Source organism: Oceanobacter antarcticus, assembly GCF_044962685.1.
GTDB lineage: Bacteria > Pseudomonadota > Gammaproteobacteria > Pseudomonadales > Oceanobacteraceae > Oceanobacter > Oceanobacter antarcticus.
Genome location: NZ_JBBKTX010000008.1, coordinates 105,466 through 126,474 on the forward strand (window position 1 = coordinate 105,466; position 21,009 = coordinate 126,474).

Annotated in this window: 16 protein-coding genes, 1 tRNA gene and 2 pseudogenes; 8 read left to right on the forward strand and 11 right to left on the reverse strand. The window is 55.9% G+C overall.

The annotated features are described in order from the left end of the window. Window positions 1–21: 21 nt before the first annotated feature. The 3 genes from WG929_RS08220 to WG929_RS08230 all read right to left on the reverse strand — a co-directional run bounded on the left by WG929_RS08220 (window position 22) and on the right by WG929_RS08230 (window position 3,220). Complete coding sequence (locus WG929_RS08220; protein ID WP_416205666.1) at window positions 22–1,398, reverse strand: sensor histidine kinase; 1,377 nt, start codon at window positions 1,396–1,398, stop codon at window positions 22–24. Window positions 1,399–1,401: 3 nt separating this feature from the next. Then, entirely contained in the window at window positions 1,402–2,097 is a 696-nt protein-coding gene (locus tag WG929_RS08225) for a response regulator (protein WP_416205667.1), read from the reverse strand. Between the two features lie 106 nt (window positions 2,098–2,203). Continuing rightward, window positions 2,204–3,220 (reverse strand): AI-2E family transporter, encoded by a 1,017-nt coding sequence (locus WG929_RS08230; RefSeq protein WP_416205668.1) that lies wholly within the window; start codon window positions 3,218–3,220, stop codon window positions 2,204–2,206. A 137-nt stretch (window positions 3,221–3,357) separates the two neighbouring features. Between WG929_RS08230 and WG929_RS08235 the strand changes: the two genes are divergently transcribed. Further along, window positions 3,358–3,442, forward strand: a tRNA-Leu gene (locus WG929_RS08235). 498 nt (window positions 3,443–3,940) lie between these two features. Here WG929_RS08235 and WG929_RS08240 read toward each other — a convergent pair. Genes WG929_RS08240 through WG929_RS08255 form a run of 4 tightly spaced genes read right to left on the reverse strand, consistent with a single transcriptional unit; the run spans window position 3,941 to window position 7,198 of the window. Then, window positions 3,941–4,723, reverse strand: coding sequence for an ABC transporter ATP-binding protein (locus tag WG929_RS08240; RefSeq protein WP_416205669.1), 783 nt, complete (start codon window positions 4,721–4,723; stop codon window positions 3,941–3,943). Then, the gene (locus WG929_RS08245) at window positions 4,720–5,859 is read right to left on the reverse strand and encodes an ABC transporter permease (protein ID WP_416205670.1); all 1,140 of its coding nucleotides are present in this window, start codon (window positions 5,857–5,859) and stop codon (window positions 4,720–4,722) included. The genes WG929_RS08240 and WG929_RS08245 overlap by 4 nt, the downstream gene beginning before the upstream one ends. Then, on the reverse strand, window positions 5,856–6,899 hold the full coding sequence (locus WG929_RS08250; protein WP_416205671.1) for an efflux RND transporter periplasmic adaptor subunit: 1,044 nt from the start codon (window positions 6,897–6,899) through the stop codon (window positions 5,856–5,858). The genes WG929_RS08245 and WG929_RS08250 overlap by 4 nt, the downstream gene beginning before the upstream one ends. Window positions 6,900–6,913: 14 nt before the next feature. Then, window positions 6,914–7,198, reverse strand: coding sequence for an EF-hand domain-containing protein (locus WG929_RS08255; RefSeq protein ID WP_416205672.1), 285 nt, complete (start codon window positions 7,196–7,198; stop codon window positions 6,914–6,916). A gap of 239 nt (window positions 7,199–7,437) precedes the next feature. Here WG929_RS08255 and WG929_RS08260 point away from each other — a divergent pair, with 239 nt between their 5' ends. From WG929_RS08260 to WG929_RS08270, 3 genes and pseudogenes are all read left to right on the forward strand, one after another. Next, on the forward strand, window positions 7,438–8,163 hold the full coding sequence (locus WG929_RS08260) for a response regulator (protein WP_416205673.1): 726 nt from the start codon (window positions 7,438–7,440) through the stop codon (window positions 8,161–8,163). Continuing rightward, window positions 8,160–9,518 carry an ATP-binding protein gene (locus WG929_RS08265; RefSeq protein ID WP_416205674.1) on the forward strand — a complete coding sequence of 453 codons (1,359 nt, stop codon included), beginning with the start codon at window positions 8,160–8,162 and terminating at the stop codon, window positions 9,516–9,518. Before WG929_RS08260 ends, WG929_RS08265 begins: the two co-directional genes overlap by 4 nt. Before the next feature lie 206 nt (window positions 9,519–9,724). After that, window positions 9,725–9,853: pseudogene (locus tag WG929_RS08270) on the forward strand (IS630 family transposase); the annotation flags it as partial. A 184-nt stretch (window positions 9,854–10,037) separates the two neighbouring features. Here WG929_RS08270 and ppx read toward each other — a convergent pair. Continuing rightward, complete coding sequence (gene ppx, locus WG929_RS08275) at window positions 10,038–11,543, reverse strand: exopolyphosphatase (RefSeq protein ID WP_416205675.1); 1,506 nt, start codon at window positions 11,541–11,543, stop codon at window positions 10,038–10,040. 159 nt (window positions 11,544–11,702) lie between these two features. Between ppx and trxA the strand changes: the two genes are divergently transcribed. From trxA to WG929_RS08290, 3 genes are all read left to right on the forward strand, one after another. Further along, window positions 11,703–12,029, forward strand: coding sequence for a thioredoxin TrxA (gene trxA, locus WG929_RS08280; protein WP_369856096.1), 327 nt, complete (start codon window positions 11,703–11,705; stop codon window positions 12,027–12,029). Between the two features lie 172 nt (window positions 12,030–12,201). After that, window positions 12,202–13,464 carry a transcription termination factor Rho gene (rho, locus tag WG929_RS08285; RefSeq protein WP_369856097.1) on the forward strand — a complete coding sequence of 421 codons (1,263 nt, stop codon included), beginning with the start codon at window positions 12,202–12,204 and terminating at the stop codon, window positions 13,462–13,464. Window positions 13,465–14,111: 647 nt separating this feature from the next. Then, window positions 14,112–16,472: a Tex family protein gene (locus WG929_RS08290; protein ID WP_416205676.1), complete on the forward strand. Its 2,361-nt coding sequence runs from the start codon at window positions 14,112–14,114 to the stop codon at window positions 16,470–16,472. Window positions 16,473–16,525: 53 nt separating this feature from the next. Here the strand turns inward: WG929_RS08290 and WG929_RS08295 are convergent, their stop codons facing one another. The 3 genes and pseudogenes from WG929_RS08295 to WG929_RS08305 form a co-directional block, all read right to left on the reverse strand. Beyond that, entirely contained in the window at window positions 16,526–16,744 is a 219-nt protein-coding gene (locus tag WG929_RS08295) for a hypothetical protein (protein WP_416205677.1), read from the reverse strand. After that, window positions 16,741–17,907 (reverse strand): annotated as a pseudogene (locus WG929_RS08300) (PepSY-associated TM helix domain-containing protein). Before WG929_RS08300 ends, WG929_RS08295 begins: the two are co-directional and overlap by 4 nt. 8 nt (window positions 17,908–17,915) lie before the next feature. Then, window positions 17,916–19,961, reverse strand: coding sequence for a TonB-dependent receptor (locus WG929_RS08305; RefSeq protein WP_416205678.1), 2,046 nt, complete (start codon window positions 19,959–19,961; stop codon window positions 17,916–17,918). A 161-nt stretch (window positions 19,962–20,122) separates the two neighbouring features. Between WG929_RS08305 and WG929_RS08310 the strand changes: the two genes are divergently transcribed. Further along, window positions 20,123–20,998, forward strand: a complete 876-nt coding sequence (locus tag WG929_RS08310) for a helix-turn-helix domain-containing protein (RefSeq protein WP_416205679.1) — start codon at window positions 20,123–20,125, stop codon at window positions 20,996–20,998. Window positions 20,999–21,009 lie beyond the last annotated feature (11 nt).

Consider the following 21,009-nt stretch of genomic DNA (forward strand, 5'->3'; position numbering starts at 1 on the left):
AGCAATTTCAGACCAATGCATTCAGACAAAAGTTGTAGGGATATTGACCGTCGGCAGCTGCAGAACCACCCGCAACCCCGGATAAACATTCTCAGCAATCACTTTGCCGCCGTGCAACTCCACGACCCGCCTGACCAACGCCAGTCCTAACCCATAGCCCATATCAGCAGCACCAGGACTGCGAGCGTGATCAACCTGGGTAAAAGGAGAAAAGATACGTTCCAGCATGTCGTCGGGAACACCCGGCCCTTGGTCCGTGACCGATATATCCACCCGCTGGTCAACCTCCATCACACGAATCGTCAAGCGCCCGGCGTCCGGAGAATAACGGATGGCGTTACGCAGCAGATTATCGACAGCCCGTTCGATCAGCACCCAGTCCCAACAGCACTGCTGTGGTGCCCCGGCATAGTCTCGACGCACGACAATGTATCGGGCTGCCAGCTCCAGCTCAGCATCCTGTAACCAGATATCCAGTTGTTGGCAGGGACTCCGTGTTTCCAGCTGTAATTGCCCGGAACTCAGTTGTGACAAACGAGCCAGATCGAGGATCTGACTGATCAGGTTCTCCACCTGGAAGGCAGCCCGTTCAATCCGGTTGTGTTCTGCGGCAACCACCCCCTGCTGATCTTTTTTACGGGCGATACCCAGCGCTATCTGCAGACGGGTCAGTGGTGAACGCAGCTCATGGGAGACGTCATGCAACAGTTGCCGATGGCTGTGCAACAAACCCTGGGTTGCACCGGCCATACTCGCAACCTCCGCCACCAGCACCCCGATTTCATCCTTGCGGCTGATATCGGCAGCAAGCGCGGTCACATCAAAGTTACCCTCAGCCATTTGCCGCACGACCCGCTGCAAGCGTCGCATTGGCAAGGTCAGGTTCCATACCAGTAAAAAACACAGCAGCGTCACTACCACCACAATGACCAGCGGTATGACCCAGCGGCGATTATCGTCCAGAAAATTTTCCCAGGCCTGGCGAGACACGCCAATATAAAGATAATCACCACTTTGTACCGGCCCAAGCATCAGCCAGCCATCGTTCTGGCCATACAGCGATACCCCGAGATCACCGGCGCGGTCGGCAAACTCTTCAAGGTCGTGGGGTAATTCATCCACCCGGTCGACGGGAACCGATACCAGATTCCAGCCCGGCTGCAGCTCACGCCAGAGCATCCGTCCCTCGGCGACAATTGGCGGTTGACGTTCCATCAAGCTCAACAGCAAACGGGAATCGGCCAGATCCGCCGTCCTCATAAAGTCATTATCGACCCAGTCACTGGTAGTCACCGCCAGCCCCATGGCGAGGAAAATGACCAGCCAGAACCAGACAAACACCTTGAAATACAGTGAGCGATACCAGCTTACCCGAGTGACAGCGGGGTATCTGGCCATGGCTCAGGATTTCACCAGCAAATAGCCACGACTGCGCACTGTCTTGATCCAGTCATTGCCGTCCTCACGGCGGCCGAGTTTTTTACGCAAGTTGCTGACGTGCATATCAATCGAACGGTCGTAAGCCATCAGCGAACGACCCAGTGCTGACATAGACAAAGTATCCTTACTCACCAGCTCGCCCGCGTGTTCCATCATGCATTGCAGCACACCAAATTCTGCACCAGTCAGCACCAGGTTTTCGCCATCCAGGCAGACGCCACGATCACTCGGTGTTAATACCAGAGTGCCGACCTGGATCGCGCCTTCTGCAGCCGTCGTGGTGCTGTCGCCCGTCATGTCGATACGACGGAACAGTGCCCTTATACGAGCCACCAGCTCATGGTGATGGTAGGGCTTGGCAATGTAGTCGTCTGCGCCATGCTCCAGACCCAGCACCCGATCAACACTTTCTCCCCGCGCCGTCAGCATAATCACTGGCACCTGCGACTCGGCACGAATACGGCGCAAGACCTCAAACCCATTAATTTTGGGCAGCATAACGTCCAGTAATATCAGGTCGTAGTGACCTTTCAACGCCTGCTCCAGACCACTTTCTCCATTATGCACGGGGGTTAGTTCAAATCCTTCCAGCGCCAGGTATTCCTGCAGTAGTTCGCCCAGCTCGGTATCGTCGTCGATCAGCAATATTGATTTCATTCGGTTCCTCCCGCTCTCAGTCTAGATAGTCCATGGATTGCGCTCTAACGGGTTTACGGTTTTTTGCAACAGGTGTTGGATCTTGACAGAGCCAACACCAAAACGCTCAATGATCCAGCAAGGTCGCCATCCAGCGGGTTTGTGGGCGGGTTTCCAGTGCAATCTTGACGACCATGGTCAGGGGAATCGACAACAGCATCCCGACAGGCCCCAGCACCCATCCCCAAAAAACCAACGACAGGAACACCACCAGGGTCGACAATCCCAGCGTCCGGCCCATCATGCGCGGCTCCAGTACATTACCAAACAGCGTATTCACCACCACGTAGGTAATGGCCGTCGCCAACGCCGAGCCAGGCCCCAGCTGAATCAAGGCAATCAGCACTGCCGGAACCGCCGCAATAATAGAGCCGATGTTGGGAATATAATTCAGCAAGAAGGCGACCAACGCCCATACCGGCGCATAATCGACACCGATCACCCACAGCACCAGACCAATACTGACGCCAGTGCCCAAGCTCATCAGAGTCTTGATTGCCAGGTAGCGCTGTACCAGATCACTGAAGCGCTCAAAATGGGCAAAGGCGCTGGTTTGCTCGCCAAAAGCACGCTTCAGTTTTTCCGGCATGCCCGACGCTTCCAGCAAGATAAACACCACAGTAAATAAAATCAGAAAGGCATTGGTCAAGACACCGCCAAGGCCGTTAAACACACTGGCGACCATACTCATGACAACGCCAGGATCCACGTATTCACGTAGCAGATTGGCAGGCACCTCAACGCCCTGAGCATTCAGCCAGGTCACAACCCCTTGCATCAGATTTTGCAATTTTGTTTCGTACAGCGGTATGTCCTGATAAAACGCATTCACCGTGCCACCAAGAAACAGCGTCAACCCGGAACCAATAATCAGAAAACCCAGCATCATCATCAAGACCGCCAGCACATCCGGGATACCACGGCGCGAGAGCCAGTGCATGATCGGCGCACTGAGCACCGCAATAAAAACAGCCAGCAAAAAGGGCACCATCATATCGGCTGCACTACGGACACCGGCGATAACAATAATGGCCGCCGCCAGTGTCACTAACAAATTGCTGGTCACATGGCTATTGGTCGACATAAATCCTTCCCTGAACGTCTATGGAGGCTGAATACTGCCAACTTACACCAGCCAGCGCCGGGACGCATCCATCCTGATACGGCCGTGCGCTGTGCTTGGCAACCGCTTGAGAGTTCTGTATTATCTGCGGCTGTTTTGCGGAAGTGGCGAAATTGGTAGACGCACTGGATTTAGGTTCCAGCGCCGCAAGGTGTGAGAGTTCGAGTCTCTCCTTCCGCACCATCTTTTCTTTTTGCTCTAAAACCTCCCCTAACCCCTTGAAAGGTAGGGAAATTGGGGTGTTCGAGAACCTTTCTCCCGGTCGTACGCTAACGGCTCTGAAAACACCAATTTAAGCACTGCCCTTTTGTCTTCCAGTCTGTCAGACGCCCAGATCCTATGCGGGTTTGCCAGAAAATCCAAAGAAGTTCGAGAAATGTCTCCAAGTGCCTTTTAACAAAAGATAATCGAATTAATTGGAGTTTCCATGGCCTATCTGTTAGTATGCCAAATACGCAAGGAGCCTGTTATGGGACGCCCTATCCCTGTTATGGGACGCCCTATCAAAGTATTAACAATCACTGATCAGGAAAAATAGCGTTACAGAAGTGGCTACGCCGCCGCCAAATGAAACTCTCATCGGAGTATCCGTGAGCTGGAAGCGTCTATCCGGGAATATTTGACGATTTATAACGATGATCCAAAACCCTTTGTGTGAGCGCCACTCATAACTGGAGTCTCTCACGGGAAGGTTGCATTCCATTCCATTGCACCGGCTTCTGTTCCAGTGCGGGATGATCCGCCGGGACGTTCCGTCAGACAGCCGTCATCCATTTCAAATATGCGGTCAAAAAGATCGAGGCTGCGGTGGTCGTGGGTGACCACCAGCACCGCTGCCCCGGTATCTTTGGCCACACGCTGGAACAGGGTCATGACCTGACGGCCACGCTGACTGTCGAGTGCGGCGGTGGGTTCGTCGGCCAGCAGCAGTGGCGGGCGGTTGGCCAGTGCGCGAGCGATGGCGATTCGCTGCTGTTCACCGCCAGAGAGCTGACTGGGCAGGTTGTCACGCCGATGGGCGACTTCCAGATAGTTCAGCAGTTCCATCGCCCGGGCGCTGGCAGGCGCTCCCCGCTGGCCGTTGATGTCCAGCGCCAGCAGGACGTTTTCAAGGCCGGTCAGGAAGGGAATCAGGTTGGGTTTCTGGAACACAAAACCAATGCAGGCGCGGCGAAAGGCCCGGTGGTCGCCAATCGTGGCGCGGGCACCGCTGGCCAGTTGGCCATGCAGCCACACTTCACCCTCGGTCGGTTCATCCAGCAGACCTGCCATCATCAATAACGTTGACTTCCCTGCTCCACTGGGTCCCAGCAAACCCGCCATCTGACCGGCCTGCAGTTGCACGTTAACCTGCGACAGGGCAGCCACGGCCATGTCTCCGCTACCATACACCTTGCTCACCCCGCGCAACTCCAGCGCGGGAACTACCAATACCGGTTCCGGAAGCGGTAAAACAGCCGTCATGACAACACCTCCCGAGCCTCGACCTGCATGGCCTTCCAGATACCCAGCAACGCCCCCACACCACAAAGCACCAGCACAATGGCCGCGAACATCAGAAAATCCTGCGGTGGCTGTACCAACCGCCGTGGAAACAAGGGCCAGATCAGCGGCCCCAGCAGCACCGCGATACCGTAGCCCAGTGCGCCCAATGCCAGCGCCTGCTGCAGGATCATGGAGACAATCGGTCCGTTAGGGCTGCCAATCAGTTTCAGCAGGGCAATCTCGTGTTGCTTCTCCAGTGTCATGGTGTAGATGGTCACCGCAATCACCACCGCACTCACCAGCAACAGTACCGCAGTGAACATCAGGATCTGTCCGCGCAAACGACCCAGCCGCCCGTAGAGAAACACGGTGCGTTGCTCCTCGGCACTCAAAACCGTTACATCGCCCCAGCGGTCAATGGTGCGACGTACCTCCGCGACATCGGCAGAGTCCTCCAGCTCCAGCATGATAGCGGCGACATTGGCACCGCGGCCACTTGGCAGCGACCGCCTGGCAGCGCGGGCAATCGCCACCGCATCCGCCGGACGGTGAGTCTGAACGTCCAGAGCATCGTTGATGCCCAGCGCCACCACCGGATTGCCGCTGGAATCCAGATAATGACGTGCCAGACCAACGACCACACAGCGAGTACCGTCCAGACGCAGCTCATCACCGAGGCGCAGACCTGTGGATTCATCGGCGATGGCCTCGCCGCGTCCGGCTGCCAGCGGGCGTCCGGCCAGCAGCGGAATCCACTCGCCGCGATCGGCCGGAAAATCCAGCCCGATCAGCGAGCCACGCACGGTGTTGCCATGAATATCAAAACGCCGCGACTGCAGTGTAAACTGACGTGCCGTCCGTACCCCCGGCACTGACAGCGTGCGTGCCAGTGTACGGCGGTCAATCGAAGAGCCTTCGGCGAATGGCCCTTCGGTGCCAGCCTGAATCACCCACAGGTCGGCACCGGAATCATCGATAATGGCCAGCGCGTCACTCACAATTCCGTGATAAAGCCCTGTCATTGACATCGCTGCCAGCAGGGTCAGGCCAACACCCAGCCCCGTTAACAGGAATCGCGCCAGGTTGGCTCGAATGTCCTTGACAGCCAGGTTCACGGAGCCACCTCCGCCGCCAGAGTCGGCATGCCTGCACAGGATGGCCCGGAGCACCCCTCCGGCGACCCGGCAAGGACGGGTTGCATTTCCACCATGGCCCGCTCACCCAGTGCCCAGTTTGGTGGTAATGACACCAACTGCAGATCAACCGAAAACTCTCGTGTGTCGTTATCCACCGCCCGATTCAGGCGCACAACCTGCGCCACAATCGGGGTCAATGGCTGCGACTTCAACCACACTCTGGCCGTATCACCTGGCCGGATCAGGCTCAGCAGCGACTCATCAAACCGGGCCTGAACCCGCAGCGAGTCCATCGCCACCAGTGTCAGTCCGGGCTGGCCCGGTGCAATCACATCACCAACACTGCAAGCGCGTGTGGTGACCACACCATCAAAAGGGGCTCGCACAGTGGCTTCCTCCAGACGGGCACTGGCTGCCTGCCAGTTGGCCTCTGCCTGAGTCAGGGCCGCTTCGGCAGCGCGCCATTGCGACTGTCCGGCGCGGGCATCCAGAGCCGCCGTGCGGGCAGCGGTCTGACGGGCGTCCAGTTCACTGACAGCCAGCGCACCCGGAGACAGCCGTGACAACTGCTCCGCCCGCTCGCTATCGAGCCGGGTCTGCTGATGCAAGACGGTGGCACGCTGCAGTGCCAGCCGTGCCACAACCTCTGCTTCACGGGCGTTATCCCATCCAGCCCGAGCAGCAGCCAGATTGGCCTCCAGCTCTGCAGCATCAAGCGCCAGCAGTACCTGGCCACGCACAACCTGGTCACCCACATCGGCCAACACCGATGTCACCCGCAAGCTGCTGCGGCTGACCAGAGTCACCTCCTCCCTGGCCACCAGCTCACCAGCTCCCCGAAAGGGCAAGGCCGCCGGGGTTGGTGCCGGACTGCTGGTCGATACCGAGGGTTCAGCGACACGCTGACGGCCCAGACCTGCATACAGCAACAGTACCAGTCCGGCGATCAGCAGCAGACTGGCCATCAACCCGCCGATTGGCCGTTGCGGCCACACGCCGCCCTCGCTCCTGCCACTCAAGATCATCCTCCCGTTCAGTGTTTGTCGCGCTGTTGCACCAGGTAGCGGGTAATATCTTCCAGACTCAGAGAGCCGCTCTGCTGGCTATCAATGTCGTCGTAACGCTTGTAAACCCTGGGCATACCGTCCTTGGCTTCCTCACGACTGAGCAAACCGTCATGATTAGTATCCGCTTTGGTAAAACGCTGCTGCAGCTCTTCCTGTATGCGCTGCAGGCGGGAGTCCTCCATGGCCTGGGTAGTGGTCGCCACGGAGGCCAGCAGCAAACCCAGAGATAATGGGAAAAGACGTCGAGTCATTGGTAATCTCCTTGTGTGAAGTCGGCCGGAATGATGCAGATTGCCCATCAACTTGCCGTTCCAGACCGTTACGCCATTCATGGTAGGCACGTAATATGGTGCCACCATGGCGATTGGTGAGGTGTGTGTGGCGACTTGTGGCAGAGCTGGGGCGCTGCCATCATTTGCCACATTTGCGGCTGGTTCCCGCCAGAGCCGCTCTCTAGAATTCCATCATGACGGTTACGATGAAGATGCCCATGACTGATCCAATCAAGATACTGGTGGTGGACGACGAGGCCGAACTGCGCGGCCTACTGCGACGCTACCTCAGCGATCAGGGCTGCCAGGTGCGGGCCGAACCCGGTGCTGCAACCGTGCCTGCATTGCTGGCGCGCGAACGCTTCGACGTACTGGTGCTGGATTTGATGATGCCTGGCGAAGATGGTCTGAGCCTGTGCCGACGCCTGCGCCACGAAGGCGAGAACATTCCCATCCTGATGTTGACAGCCCGTGGAGATCCGGTAGACCGGGTGGTCGGTCTGGAAATGGGCGCAGACGACTATCTGGTGAAACCTTTTCATCCACGCGAACTGCTGGCACGTATCCAGGCGCTGGTGCGTCGCCAGCAAGTACTGGGCGCGCATATCGGCCCGACACAAGACACCGTACTGCACTTCGGCCCTTACACCCTGTATCTGGAAGGGCATCGTCTGGAACGGAACGGTGAGGTCGTCCCTCTGACCAGCGGTGAGTTTCGGTTACTCCGAACTCTGGCCCTGCACCCTCGTCGGCCACTGGGACGGGATCGTCTGATCGAGCTGGCCGATGGTCGTGATCATGTAGTGACCGACCGCGCCATCGATTCCCAGATCATGCGTCTGCGCAAACTCATCGAAACAGAACCTTCCGCCCCGCGTTTTATCCAGACAGTCTGGGGCCTGGGGTATGTATTTGTTCCCGACGGCGAAGGTCGCCCCGGATGAACTGGCCTCGTACCCTGGTGGGGCGTCATGCCCTGATGCTGACAGGCGTGGTACTGATCGGACAGCTGCTGGGCGTCATCCTCATAAACCGCCTGGTGTTTCTGCCACGCGCCGAGCACCTGGCCGAACTGACGGCTCGCCAGCTGGAAGCAATGCAGGCTGGCCTTGCCGAACTGCCGGAGGCCCAGCGCCAGGCCTTTGTCACCCGATTCAACCGGAATGCCCTGACGGCAACGCAGCGGACGACCTTGCCAGACGCCCTCTGGATGCCGTTGCGCCAACAGCTGGACGCCGAAATCCTGACCGCTCTGAGCGCGCGCCTGACCAACCAGCAGATGACGGTTCAGTCCTGGAATAACCGCCCCGGCAACCTGCTGGTCAGTATGCCGATTAGCGGACAGACCTATCCGATCATATTGTCGGAAGTAATCCCCGATCGCAGCCCCCGTGGAGCTCTGGTGACCATGACCAGCCTTGGCGTACTGCTGGCGCTGGCCAGCGCGCTGTGGCTGCAGCGCCGCCTGCACCGGCCTCTGGCCAGAGTGGTGGCCGCCGCCGAAGCCGTGGTGCGTGACGAACGCCCCTCCCCACTGCCCGAGAACGGCCCGCTGGAAATTGCCACCCTCGGCCGCAGCTTCAACCTGCTGGTCTGCAGCCTGTCGAGCGCCGAACAGGAGCGCAGCCTGATGCTGGCAGGCATCTCCCACGACCTGCGTACACCACTAACCAAACTGCGCTTATATGTGGAGCTGTTGCCAGAGGATACGGAAGCCGAACTGCGCGATGGTATGGTGCGGGGTATCGACCAGATTGACGAGGCCGTGGGCCAGTTCCTCGACTTTGCCAACCCCGGCAGTGCCGAACCGGAGCAGCCGCTGCTACTGCACGAATTGGGTCAAACCGTCGCCGCCAACCTGACCGACCCGTCACAAGCCGTTACACTCGACCTGGCACCAGTACCGGTTGTGCCGGGACGGCCACGAGCCTTGCGGCGTGCCGTTGGCAACCTGTTAATCAACGCCTGGCGACACGGACAAGCGCCGGTGTCCCTGCACACAGGGCTTGGTGATGGCGGAGTATGGATCGAAGTGCGCGACCGCGGGCCCGGCATTGCTGCAGCAGATGCCAAACGCCTGTGCCAGCCCTTTGTACGCGGTGAAGCCGCCCGCAGCGGTGTCCCCGGCACCGGCCTGGGTCTGGCCATCGCCGAGCGTATCGCCCGGCTGCACAATGGCCAACTGTTACTGCAACCCGCCCCGGGCGGCGGCCTCTGTGCCCGTCTCTGGCTGCCTCTGGCAGCCAGCGCCACATTCAACAACAGAAACGATAATGACAGCCATACAGCAGGGAAATAACCGCTTTTCTATCACTGACCCCTCTGAATCTGTGTGGCCATCGGCAAATAAAAATCTATTACCGCCGACTGTCAGAGCGTCAGCAAGCCCGGTTTGATAATTGCCATGGGGCATTCTCAATTAACTTTCACAGTGCTTTAAGCACTGAAGGCCTGTCAGAAAAGGAAAACGAGTAGCCGTGCGTTACCACAGAAACCGTCAGCAAATGGCGGCGTCGTTTTGAACAGTATCGCGTTGCTGGCTTAACGGATGCCCAGCGCAGTGGACGCCCTCGCAGCATTTATGATGACAAAGTCACCGCAGTGATCAAAAACATTGCCAACCAAACCCGCTAACGCAACCACTAGTCAACCACCTTAATATGGCGAGCCTTTGGTCTGAAGCCTATCGGACTGAGGCCAGTTGACTCCAGAACGGTGTTATTCGTCGCTTATTTAGCACGCCAAACCACACTCCTCATGCCTTGTTCTGGAGCCAACGGGCTCTCAGCAGGTCCGATTGACCAATTGAGAACGCCCCCTAGCTCACACCAAGCGCCATGCCAGCAGCTTTCTGGAATTCCACTTCCGCCATCAGATCACCTGCCGTCAACGGATGCTCCGCCAGCCAACCTTCAGGCAGTTGCAGTCGCAATTGATTATCCTCAGCAATGGTAACAACAGGCACCGGCACCGGATGCGCTCCCCGGCTGTGGTTTAAAATAACCGCAATGCGAAGCAGTCGGGTCAGCTGAATCACAAACTGCCGACGCCCGGGAGGTACCGCCGCAAGTTCCTCAAGGCTGAATTTACGCCGGTGACAACGTACCAGAGCTGCCAGCTTCACTTGTCCCTGGCGGGTAAAGCCCAGCATGTCGGCATGCTGCAGCAGATAGGCACCGTGTTTATGGAAACCGCTGTGAGAGAGGCTCAAGCCAATCTCATGTAACTCTGCCCCCCACAACAGCCAGCGCACCAGGCTGTCGTCCATCCCCCAGTGCTGATTCACCTGCACAAACAGCGCACGAGCCATGTCACTCACCCTGGCCGCTTGCGCATCATCGACATAGAAGCGTTCTTTCAGCGACTGAACTGTGCGCTGGCGTACATCTTCGTGACTCGAACGCCCGAACAAATCCCACAACGCCCCTTCACGCAAGGCGCCATCGGAATACACCATGTGTTCAATATCAAAGGTGTCAAATACCGCCGTCAAAATCGCCAGTCCACCAATAAACACCTGACGACGCTCGACTTTGACTCCAGGTAATACCACATCATCCAGCGTGGCAAATTGCAGCGCCTGCTTGCGTAATTTTTTTAATGCCGGGCGGGTTATCCCTTCCGTTGACCAGCCAAATTCCACCACGGACTGCTCGACTGCCCGAATCGTGCCGGAAGATCCCACCACGTTTTGCCAGCCAAGCTGCTTGTAATGGGTTTCTATGTTCAGCAACTCCTGACGAGCAGCGGCCACTGCCTGCTCAAACGCGGCTTCGGTAATCAGGCCATCGGCAAAAAATCGCCGGGTGAACGATACACAACCCATATGCAGGCTTTCCAGCGCCTTCGGTTCAAACCGTTCACCAATAATAAACTCGGTGCTGCCGCCACCAATATCGACCACCAGACGATTCCCCATATCATCCGCCAGCGTATGCGCAACGCCCAGATAAATCAGACGGGCTTCTTCGCGCCCGGCAATGACTTCGATGGGATACCCCAGTACCGCCTCGGCCCGTTCAATAAACTCCTGGCGGTTACGGGCGGCACGCAGTGCGTTGGTTGCCAACACCGTCACTTTGGCAGGATCCATGCCCTGCAAACGCTGGGAAAACTCTCGCAAACAATCCAGACCGCGTTGCTGTGCCTCTTCCGACAGCATGTAGTGCTCATCCAGACCAGCAGCTAGCTGCACTTTTTGTCCACGCCGTTCCAGAGTACGAAATTCACCATGAAATTCGCGGGCGACGACCATATGAAAACTGTTGGAGCCCAGATCAACCGCTGCAATCAATTCGCCTGGCTGGGCTGAGGTATCTGACATAACTCGAAGTCCTGAAACTGTCTTTTTTAGGGCAAGCCCCGAATATGCAACTCACAAGAGCAGGCGTCCAGTAGATCTTTGATCTATCTCTGCGATTGATTCCCACAGGGTCCAGCGTACAATGACGTTAATTATGACCTCAACACGCAAGGGGAAACCATGAGCGATCTCATTCTGATGACGAGTGACGACAGTTTTGAAACGGACGTACTGAGTAACGACCTGCCGGTACTGGTAGATTTTTGGGCTGAATGGTGTGGCCCCTGCAAAATGATTGCTCCCGTGCTGGAAGAAATTGCGGAAGAATTCAAGGGTCAGCTGAAAATTGCTAAACTGAATATCGACCAGAACGAAGCCACAGCACCCAAATACGGTATCCGCAGCATTCCGACCCTGATCCTGTTCAAGGGCGGAAACGTTGAAGCGACCAAGATTGGCGCCATGAGCAAATCCGAACTGACGGCCTTTATCCAGCAAGCTCTGTAAGTATTCACCCTGCTTGCAACACCCAAAAGGTGCAACCGCACCTTTTGGGCTGGACACCCCCATATATTGAGTCTATAGTTTCTTTACGCCTTGGGTTCTCCAAAGCATTTCTCCTCTTGATATCGTTTCAAGCTCCGCCCCAACACCCACTAAATTGCACTTATCTTTCCCTATGAATCTTTCCGACCTTAAATTGAAAGCCGTTCCCGAACTCCTTGATATCGCCAAGGAAATGAATCTCGAGAATGTGAGTCGTACCCGTAAACAGGATATTATCTTTGCCATTCTCAAGCATCATGCCAAGAGCGGGGAAGATATTTATGGTGATGGGGTATTGGAAATCCTGCAGGATGGTTTTGGCTTTTTAAGAAGCTCCAGTAGCTCTTATCTTGCCGGTCCTGATGATATTTATGTTTCACCCAGCCAGATTCGCCGTTTTAATCTGCGCAAGGGTGACAAGATTTCAGGAAAAATCCGTCCCCCTAAAGATGGCGAACGTTATTTTGCGATGTTAAAAGTCGCCGAAATCAACGACGACAAACCTGAAAACGCCAAATCCAAGATTCTGTTTGAAAACCTCACCCCGCTCTTCCCTGACCATCGCTTCTTTCTGGAACAAGGCAATGGCTCGACCGAAGACCTTTCTTCCCGCGTACTGGATCTGGTAGCCCCGATTGGTAAAGGACAGCGCGGTCTGATTGTTGCGCCGCCCAAGGCCGGTAAAACCATGTTGCTGCAGACCATCGCCCAGTCCATCACCCGGAATAACCCGGAATGTGATGTGATTGTGCTGCTGATTGACGAGCGGCCGGAAGAAGTGACCGAGATGAAACGCTCGGTTCGTGGTGAAGTGGTTGCATCAACCTTCGATGAGCCTCCCGCTCGTCACGTCCAGGTCGCCGAAATGGTGATCGAAAAAGCCAAGCGTCTGGTTGAACACAAACGTGACGTGGTGATTCTGCTCGACTCGGTCACCCGTCTGGCACGGGCCTACAACACCGTAGTACCCAGCTCCGGCAAGGTACTGACCGGTGGTGTTGATGCCAACGCACTGGAAAAGCCAAAACGTTTCTTCGGCTCCGCCCGTAACGTTGAAGAAGGCGGCTCCCTGACGATTATCGCCACCGCACTGGTAGACACTGGCTCCAAAATGGACGAAGTGATTTACGAAGAGTTCAAGGGTACTGGTAACCAGGAGCTGCATCTGGATCGCAAGATCGCGGAAAAGCGGATTTACCCTGCGATCAATATCCGCCGTTCCGGCACCCGTCGCGAAGACATCATGTTTGATGAATCGTCCCTGCAACGTCTGTGGATTCTGCGCAAACTGCTCACAGAAATGGAAGACGTACAGTCGATTGAATTCCTGCTTGGCAAGCTGAGCCAAACCAAGACCAACGATGAATTCTTCGACTCCATGCGTGGCGGCAAGTAATGTTTATGCGCTAAATATCCGCTCAGACCATGTTTGAGCGGATAACAAAAAGCACCGTTCGGTTGATTTTTACCCGTTAAGTGCTTTGTCTGAATGATCAAACACAAAAATCCAGAACTCTCATGGGGGTCTGGATTTTTTTATGCTTTAAATTCAGGTGCACTTTCGTTAATACCATTGAGCTTGTTCAGCATACTTCGCTGAATCAATTGTCTTCACTCGCTGACTGGCAAGCCCTTTCGCTCGTCACCAAAATGCGCGGGGTGCTCTCGGATCCATCGCCGCAACGCTATTTTTTCCAGCAACGAGGCATAAACCTCGGCACATTCAGGACGGGATTCCAGCACCCCGGAAAGTTGGCAAACCAAGGTAAGTGCCGAACTGCGGCTAATCAGCGGCAAATTGGCCAGAGCCGCTGCAAATGCCTTGTTGGCTTCCTCTTCATTTCCCTTTTGCCAGTAGCAGTATAAACATGTCGAAACCGACCGCCCCCTAACTGTCAGCGACAATTTTATTGAACCGCCCACTCCTGCTTGCTGACACATAGGGAACCGTCAACGCCTGAGAGAAAAGTGATCTGCAGCACCGGCCCGCCAATCCCGCTATACTTCGCGCTGCTTTGAAAATCGAACCTGGATCTTTTCCTTATGCTGCTCGAATCCATAGGCCAACGCCTTGCTGAAGAACTCAACATCCGCCCGCAACAGGTATCCGCCGCCGTTACCTTGCTGGATGAAGGTGCTACGGTGCCGTTTATCTCCCGCTACCGGAAAGAAGTCACCGGCGCACTGGACGACACCCAGCTGCGGAATCTGGAAGAGCGGTTGCGCTATCTGCGCGAGATGGAAGATCGTCGTGACAGCATCCTGAAAAGCATTGAAGAGCAGGGCAAGCTGACCACCGAGTTAAAACGCGACATTCTCACTGCCGATACCAAAACCCGGCTTGAAGACTTGTACTTGCCCTACAAGAAAAAACGCCGCACCAAGGGCCAAGTCGCCATTGAAGCTGGGCTGGAACCACTCGCCGAACGCCTGCTGCAAGACCCGACCCTGACGCCAGAATCCGAAGCCACAGGCTTTATCAATGCCGAGCAGGGCGTGGAAGATACCAAGGCCGCGCTGGATGGAGCCAAATACATCTTGATGGAGCGGTTTGCCGAAGATGCCAACCTGCTGGCCAAACTACGCCAGTTTCTCAAGCAAGAAGCCACCTTGTCTGTCCGGGTTATCCCCGGCAAAGAAGCCGAAGGCAGCAAGTTCGCCGACTACTTTGAACACGACGAAGCGTTAAAAAGCGTACCGAGTCACCGTGCGCTGGCGATTCTGCGCGGCCGTAACGAAGGCATACTGGGTTTCTCACTGGTGACACAAGCCGAGCTGGCAGACAAACAAGCAGGCAGTCCGTGCGAAGCCATGATTGCGGGGCACTTCCGCCTCAAAAATGAAAGCCGAGCCGCAGATCGTTGGCTCGCCGAAGTCGTCAAGTGGACCTGGCGCATCAAGCTGTTGACGCATCTGGAAACCGAGCTGGTCGGGCAGTTGCGGGAAAGTGCCGAAGAAGGGGCCATCAAGGTCTTTGCCGACAATCTGAAAGACTTGCTGCTTTCCGCCCCCGCTGGCGCCAAAAACACCATGGGTCTCGACCCGGGTTTGCGTACCGGCGTAAAAGTTGCCGTGGTCGACAGTACCGGCAAGGTGCTCGACCACAGCACGATTTACTGTACGCCGCCGCAGAACAAATTTGCGGAATCGGAAGCGGTACTGAGAGTCATGATCGCCAAACACGGCGTGCAACTGATTGCCATTGGCAACGGCACTGGCAGCCGTGAAACCGACAAGTTTGTCGGCGATATGCTGAAAAAGATCAATCCGGCGCTGGATGCCAACCAGAAAGTGCAAAAAATCATGGTCAACGAAGCCGGTGCCTCGGTGTATTCGGCATCAGAGCTGGCAGCAAAAGAATTTCCGGATCTCGACGTCACCATTCGTGGCGCCGTTTCTATTGCCCGACGTCTGCAAGATCCACTGGCAGAACTGGTGAAAATCGAACCCAAGTCCATTGGGGTTGGCCAGTACCAGCACGACGTCAACCAGAGTCAGCTGGCCCGTTCATTGGATGCCGTAGTAGAAGATTGTGTGAACTCGGTCGGCGTCGACCTGAATACCGCCTCTGTCCCGTTGCTGAGCCGCATCTCTGGTTTGAACAGTACCCTGGCTAACAATATTGTCGCCTTTCGTGACGAAAACGGCGCCTTTACCAGCCGTAAGGAATTGGCCAAGGTGCCACGACTGGGGGCCAAAACCTTCGAACAGGCGGCCGGTTTCCTGCGTATTATGAACGGCAGCAACCCTCTCGACGCCTCCGCCGTACACCCCGAGTCGTATCCGCTGGTGAATAACATCGCCAAGCAGTTCGGCAAGGATATCGGCAGCCTGGTCGGTGACCACGCGTTTCTCACATCGGTTAATGCCGAGCAGTTTGTCAGCGAGCAGGCCGGATTAATCACAGTAAAAGATATTCTTTCCGAACTGGAGAAACCGGGACGAGACCCGCGCCCGGAATTCCGTTTTGCTGAATTTCAGGAAGGCGTTGAAAAAATCTCCGACCTGAAGCCCAATATGGTGCTGGAGGGTGTCATTACGAACGTTGCCGCCTTTGGTGCGTTTGTGGATATTGGCGTGCATCAGGATGGACTGGTGCATATTTCTGCACTGTCTGACAGCTATATCAAAGACCCCCGCGATGTCGTCAAAGCCGGTGATATCGTCAAGGTCAAAGTCATGGAAGTGGACTCTGAGCGTAAACGTATAGGTCTGTCGATGCGGCTGAGTGACGATGCCAATGAAAAAGCCGCTGAACAAGCCAATCGCGGAGGCCAACGCAACAATGGCCCCAAACGAGGCGGCGGCCAAAACCGAACCTCGTTTGGCGACAAACAGCCACAAGGCCAGGGCGCCATGGCCGGAGCACTGGCAGCGGCCTTGTCCAACGCCAAAAAGAAATAAGTTGAAGCGATGAGCAACACCCCGCATGTAACGCGGGGTGTTGCTGCCCCTCTTCAGGGGCCTATATGCTGTCTCGCCATGACATTGAGTCGCCGTGTCCCGATAGTCAATGACACTCCGACCGACAACAATCCCAGCGTCAGCCAGGAAAATCCATCCCACCATCCATTACCAATCAGTGCCGCAAAAATCCCCGCTAATGCCAGCATATTAACCAGCAGCGGCCAGCGATAAATTTCCCAGCCAGAGCGTAATCTTCCGGGGTTGTTCATACGCGGCCCCCATGGGGTGGTTCTTGCTGCTGTGCTGCAGCGTCGTATATTTCCTCGACTCGTTTTGCGCCCTTGCGGCCACGGGCCAGCCACAGATACACCCCGGATCCCAACACGACGATGGTTATAAGATCCAGCACTGCCCAGATGATTTTAAGTGGCAACCCACCATAATCGCCAAAGTGCAACGGCACTGACAAGTTCACCATGGTCAGGTACCAGGGTGTGTTCTTGATACCCTCCAACTGGCCAGTCTCCGCATCCACAATCGCCAGCTTGATCAGGCGTTCCGTCAGTGGCGTATTACCTCTCAAAGCCACGACATAGTGGTGCGGTGTCGCGTATGGACTGCCAGGCATCGACATAAAAGAGATATCCGCATCCGGCACTTTGACGAACACAGCGTCTCGAACCCTGTCCGGGCTGACCACAGGTGCTGTTAGGGCAGTACCTTGATATTCCGCAGCAATCTCGGCCAATTGACCATGTTTCCACAACAAACTGAGCGGTTGAACCAGCGTCAGAATGATACCGGTCACTCCGACGATCATGACCCAACTGGTCGTCACCATGCCCGTCGTATTATGAATATCGAGCCATTGGATGCGAGGCCCCCGTTCACGCCGTACTGCGCTAAAGGGCAAGCGGCGCATATAAGGGGCATAGACCACCAGACCACTGATGACAGAAACCGCAAACAGCACTCCCATCAAACCCAGGAACAAGGCTCCCGGTAGCCCCACCAGCAAGCTGCCGTGCAAATCAAGCAGCAAGAACATGATGCCTTCGTTGGGAGGGCGGGCTAGCAAACGCTTGCCAGTACGTCGATCAAACGTAAGAAAATACGCCGTGCCTTCACTGACGTTCATACTTTCACCCATGACGGCACGTATGATCGGCTGCTCGTCATCCCAGACCAAAAACACCAATTCCCAACCCGGCTTTGCCATCTTTGATTACTCAACAATGTCGTTGAGACTGGCAGACGAGCTCCCCTGCACCGCTCCGATAAACTCCGGTTTGTGAGTCAACTGATCAATTTCACTGTGAAAAATCAGTGGTAGCCCGGTAATACACAGCAGCAACATAAACAGCATGCATATCAGGCTGGACCACTTGTGAACCAAATACCAACGCTTGACCGTTCGCCCAGTTAATGTCATAGCGCCACCTAAAACCCAAACTCAACGCCGGCCAACAGCGTTCTGGGTTGCAATAAGGTCGCGGCATCATCGGCGGCGGTGTCGCCCGTCAGTATCGAGACTTCGCTGTCGTTATCGAGCAAATTCTTACCGCTGAGGAACAGCCGGGTTTGCTTGATCGCGTAACTGACCTGAGCGTTGACGACGGCGTACGGATCGACCTTGCCACGCGGCGTATTGGTCGCATCCGAGTAGTACGCATCGGTATACAGCACGCTGAGTGTCAGTTCGAGACCATCGTATGGTGTTGCCAGTACACCAGTGTCCAGAGAGTAGGCCGGGGAACGTGCCAGCTGATTACCCTCAACCGTCTCGTCGTCGTAACGGTCGACCCGCGTCTTCAGCAAGCCCAGGTTCAGATACACTTCATTCCCTTCCGAGAAATAGTAGTCCATGCCCGCTTCCAGGCCCCAGGTGGTTGCCTTGTCGGCATTACGAATCACCGTCGAGCCGGAAGCGAGATTGAACGGCAGTTGCATATCGCTGAAGCGGTTATAAAAAACGTTGGCCGTAACACCCATCCGCTGATCCATCAGCTGCCCACGCATAAAGCCTTCGTAATTCCAGATGTATTCCGGGTCATAACTGTAATCCACAAACGGCGAACTGAACGTAATTCCGGCACCACCGCCGTTGTATCCTCGACCGGCGGAGAGTCCCAGCGTCCAGAGTTCGTCGGGATAAAAGCTGACGCTGATTTTTGGCAAAAATTCCTTGTACTCATCCTCGAAGTCAATCAGCAACGGGCCTGCGCCACCGACCCGGTAGCGGGATTCTTCTTCGTAACGAGCGCCCAGTATCAATGTCATTGCCTCACTGATGTGCCAGTTCAGTTCACCCAAAACGGCATCATTATCCGTTTCATCGCGGAAAGTGCCGCCGCCGAACAGATCAATATATTCATCCTGCTCGCTGCGAAACACATAGGCCGCAAGAAAACCGGAGACAGTGTCATACGCGGCATCACCGATACGCAGCATGGGCTGAAAGACCTTCTCCACGCCATCAATCTCCAGATTACCCTGGCCTGTCAAAGCATGGCGGTCAGTATGGAAGTCGGTGGTTTGAAGCGAAACATCCAGCGCGATCAGATCCGACACTTGCCATTGGCTATTGAGCACCCCGTAAACGTTACGGGAATGAAATGTCGGCTGATTGGGAAATTCAGCTTCACGTTCTTCAAACGGCCGCACGACTCGCTCGGACTGAGGAGCGCGACCATCCGTCACACCTGCCGTCAGCAGGGTACGAAAACCCTCAGCAGGTACAAATAGCAGCTTGCCTCGCAGCGTTTGGGTTCGATAGCGATCCGGTTCGTCCTCTTCCGCATACGGGGTAAAATCCACCGCTGTTTTATGCCGCTGAGAGTCACCCGCCAAACGAAAAGCCAGCGTGTCACCCAGCAGCGGACCAGACACCACGAATGAACCGCCACGATGCTGCTGTTGACCGACCATGGCGCGAACTTTTCCTTGCCATTCAAACGAGGGATCTGCGGTTGTCATTACAACCGCCCCCGCAATAGAGTTACGCCCCTGAAGCGTGCTCTGAGGCCCCCGGTAGACCTCGACCTGATCGATATCCCACAAACTCGCAGACTGGAAAACCGACTCATTAAAACCGAGTGTACGTCCATCCACCTGATAGGTCAGGCGCGGTCGGGTGCCGGCCAGAAAGGCATTGGCGCCAGATGCTGGCCCGGTACCATCAATACCACGCACGGCCGGAGCATCGTTACCCGGCTCAACGGTTACGATATTGGGAATATGTTCCAGCAAATCGCCAGACATTTGCACCCCTGCCATACTGTCCAGATCTTCTCCTGTCTTGGCCAACACACTGGACGCCGTTTCACTCAGGGGGCGACTGGTTTTCTCTCCCCTCACCACGATTTCTTCAATGAGCACAGTCCGGTTATCTTCTATCTGCTGGCCAGATTCTGCCAAAGATGCAACAGATGTGGTTGCCACCACAGCACTGCCCAGCCACACCAGCGGGTTGATCTTCAGGTTCACGACGATTCTCCTGGCTTGATTACATTGTCAGTTGGTTATGGGATACGTGACCTTCAATAGTTGCAATTGAAAATCCTTCGTATTAATAGTAGCGTTACAACCAACTCCGACCACTCCAAAAAGGACACTTGGCAAGGTCATCACGACAAACTGAAGACGCCATGACGAACTGGTCGAACCACCGCGATAAGCTTTACCAACAACTCAACTCCCTTGGCGAGGGCAGCAACACACTGATCTCCAATCCGTCTGGTTCAGTCGTTATCAGCCAGGCCAGCTACGGGGCATTTTCAGGTATCGGCCGCGACCGGCCCTATGCCGTATTTATGTTATGCGTTGGGGGGGGTGGACGAACGGTCAGGAAAAACAACAGCGTCCTGCTAGACGATGTCTGGCAACCAGGCAGAGCGGGCTTTGCCTTGCCGGAAAGCGCTGCCGAAGGTTTCACCCCCGCCATGGACACATTGGCTATCGCCTTTGATATCGACGATATTCCCGCCTGCCACAGCGGCTCGATCAACCCGGAAGAATTGCGCCCGGCTACCCGACAACTGTTGGATGACACCCTGCTGACGGAACTGATGCTGGCCCTGCTACGCAACGCCGAATCCCATGGCGCAGCATCGGCCTTTTTCGACCATGGGGTATCGTTGCTGATCTACCGGTTAACCCAGCTGCTGCGGAGTCAGCGCTACCCGACGCGCATAACAACCAGTAACTGCGGAAAACTGGAGGCCGCAATGGCAATGATGGATACCCGGCTGGACGGTGACCTGCGAGTCACGGAGTTGGCTCATGCCTGCGGCCTGGATGCCAAAACCTTCACCCGCACCTTCAAACGCCAAACCGGTTACACCCCTTATCAGTACCTGACGTTTCAACGAATGAAACTGGCTCGGCTGCTCTTATTGAATGACACGACGGTCACTGAAACAGCCCTCCGGGTAGGCTATTCCAACCCGGCCAAATTCGCCGCAGCGTTCAAGCACTGGGTTGGTAGTCTCCCCAGTCAGTGGAAACATTCACACAACCAATAATCGCCAGCGAA

Bases quoted from the DNA above. Each gene is read 5' to 3' on its own strand.
- WG929_RS08220 (WP_416205666.1), bottom strand. From the start codon at position 1,398: ATGGCCAGATACCCCGCTGTCACTCGGGTAAGCTGGTATCGCTCACTG.
- WG929_RS08310 (WP_416205679.1), top strand. From the start codon at position 20,123: ATGACGAACTGGTCGAACCACCGCGATAAGCTTTACCAACAACTCAAC.
- WG929_RS08240 (WP_416205669.1), bottom strand. From the start codon at position 4,723: ATGACGGCTGTTTTACCGCTTCCGGAACCGGTATTGGTAGTTCCCGCG.
- WG929_RS08260 (WP_416205673.1), top strand. From the start codon at position 7,438: ATGACTGATCCAATCAAGATACTGGTGGTGGACGACGAGGCCGAACTG.
- WG929_RS08230 (WP_416205668.1), bottom strand. From the start codon at position 3,220: ATGTCGACCAATAGCCATGTGACCAGCAATTTGTTAGTGACACTGGCG.
- WG929_RS08255 (WP_416205672.1), bottom strand. From the start codon at position 7,198: ATGACTCGACGTCTTTTCCCATTATCTCTGGGTTTGCTGCTGGCCTCC.
- WG929_RS08290 (WP_416205676.1), top strand. From the start codon at position 14,112: ATGCTGCTCGAATCCATAGGCCAACGCCTTGCTGAAGAACTCAACATC.
- trxA (WP_369856096.1), top strand. From the start codon at position 11,703: ATGAGCGATCTCATTCTGATGACGAGTGACGACAGTTTTGAAACGGAC.
- WG929_RS08225 (WP_416205667.1), bottom strand. From the start codon at position 2,097: ATGAAATCAATATTGCTGATCGACGACGATACCGAGCTGGGCGAACTA.
- WG929_RS08265 (WP_416205674.1), top strand. From the start codon at position 8,160: ATGAACTGGCCTCGTACCCTGGTGGGGCGTCATGCCCTGATGCTGACA.
- ppx (WP_416205675.1), bottom strand. From the start codon at position 11,543: ATGTCAGATACCTCAGCCCAGCCAGGCGAATTGATTGCAGCGGTTGAT.
- rho (WP_369856097.1), top strand. From the start codon at position 12,202: ATGAATCTTTCCGACCTTAAATTGAAAGCCGTTCCCGAACTCCTTGAT.
- WG929_RS08295 (WP_416205677.1), bottom strand. From the start codon at position 16,744: ATGAACAACCCCGGAAGATTACGCTCTGGCTGGGAAATTTATCGCTGG.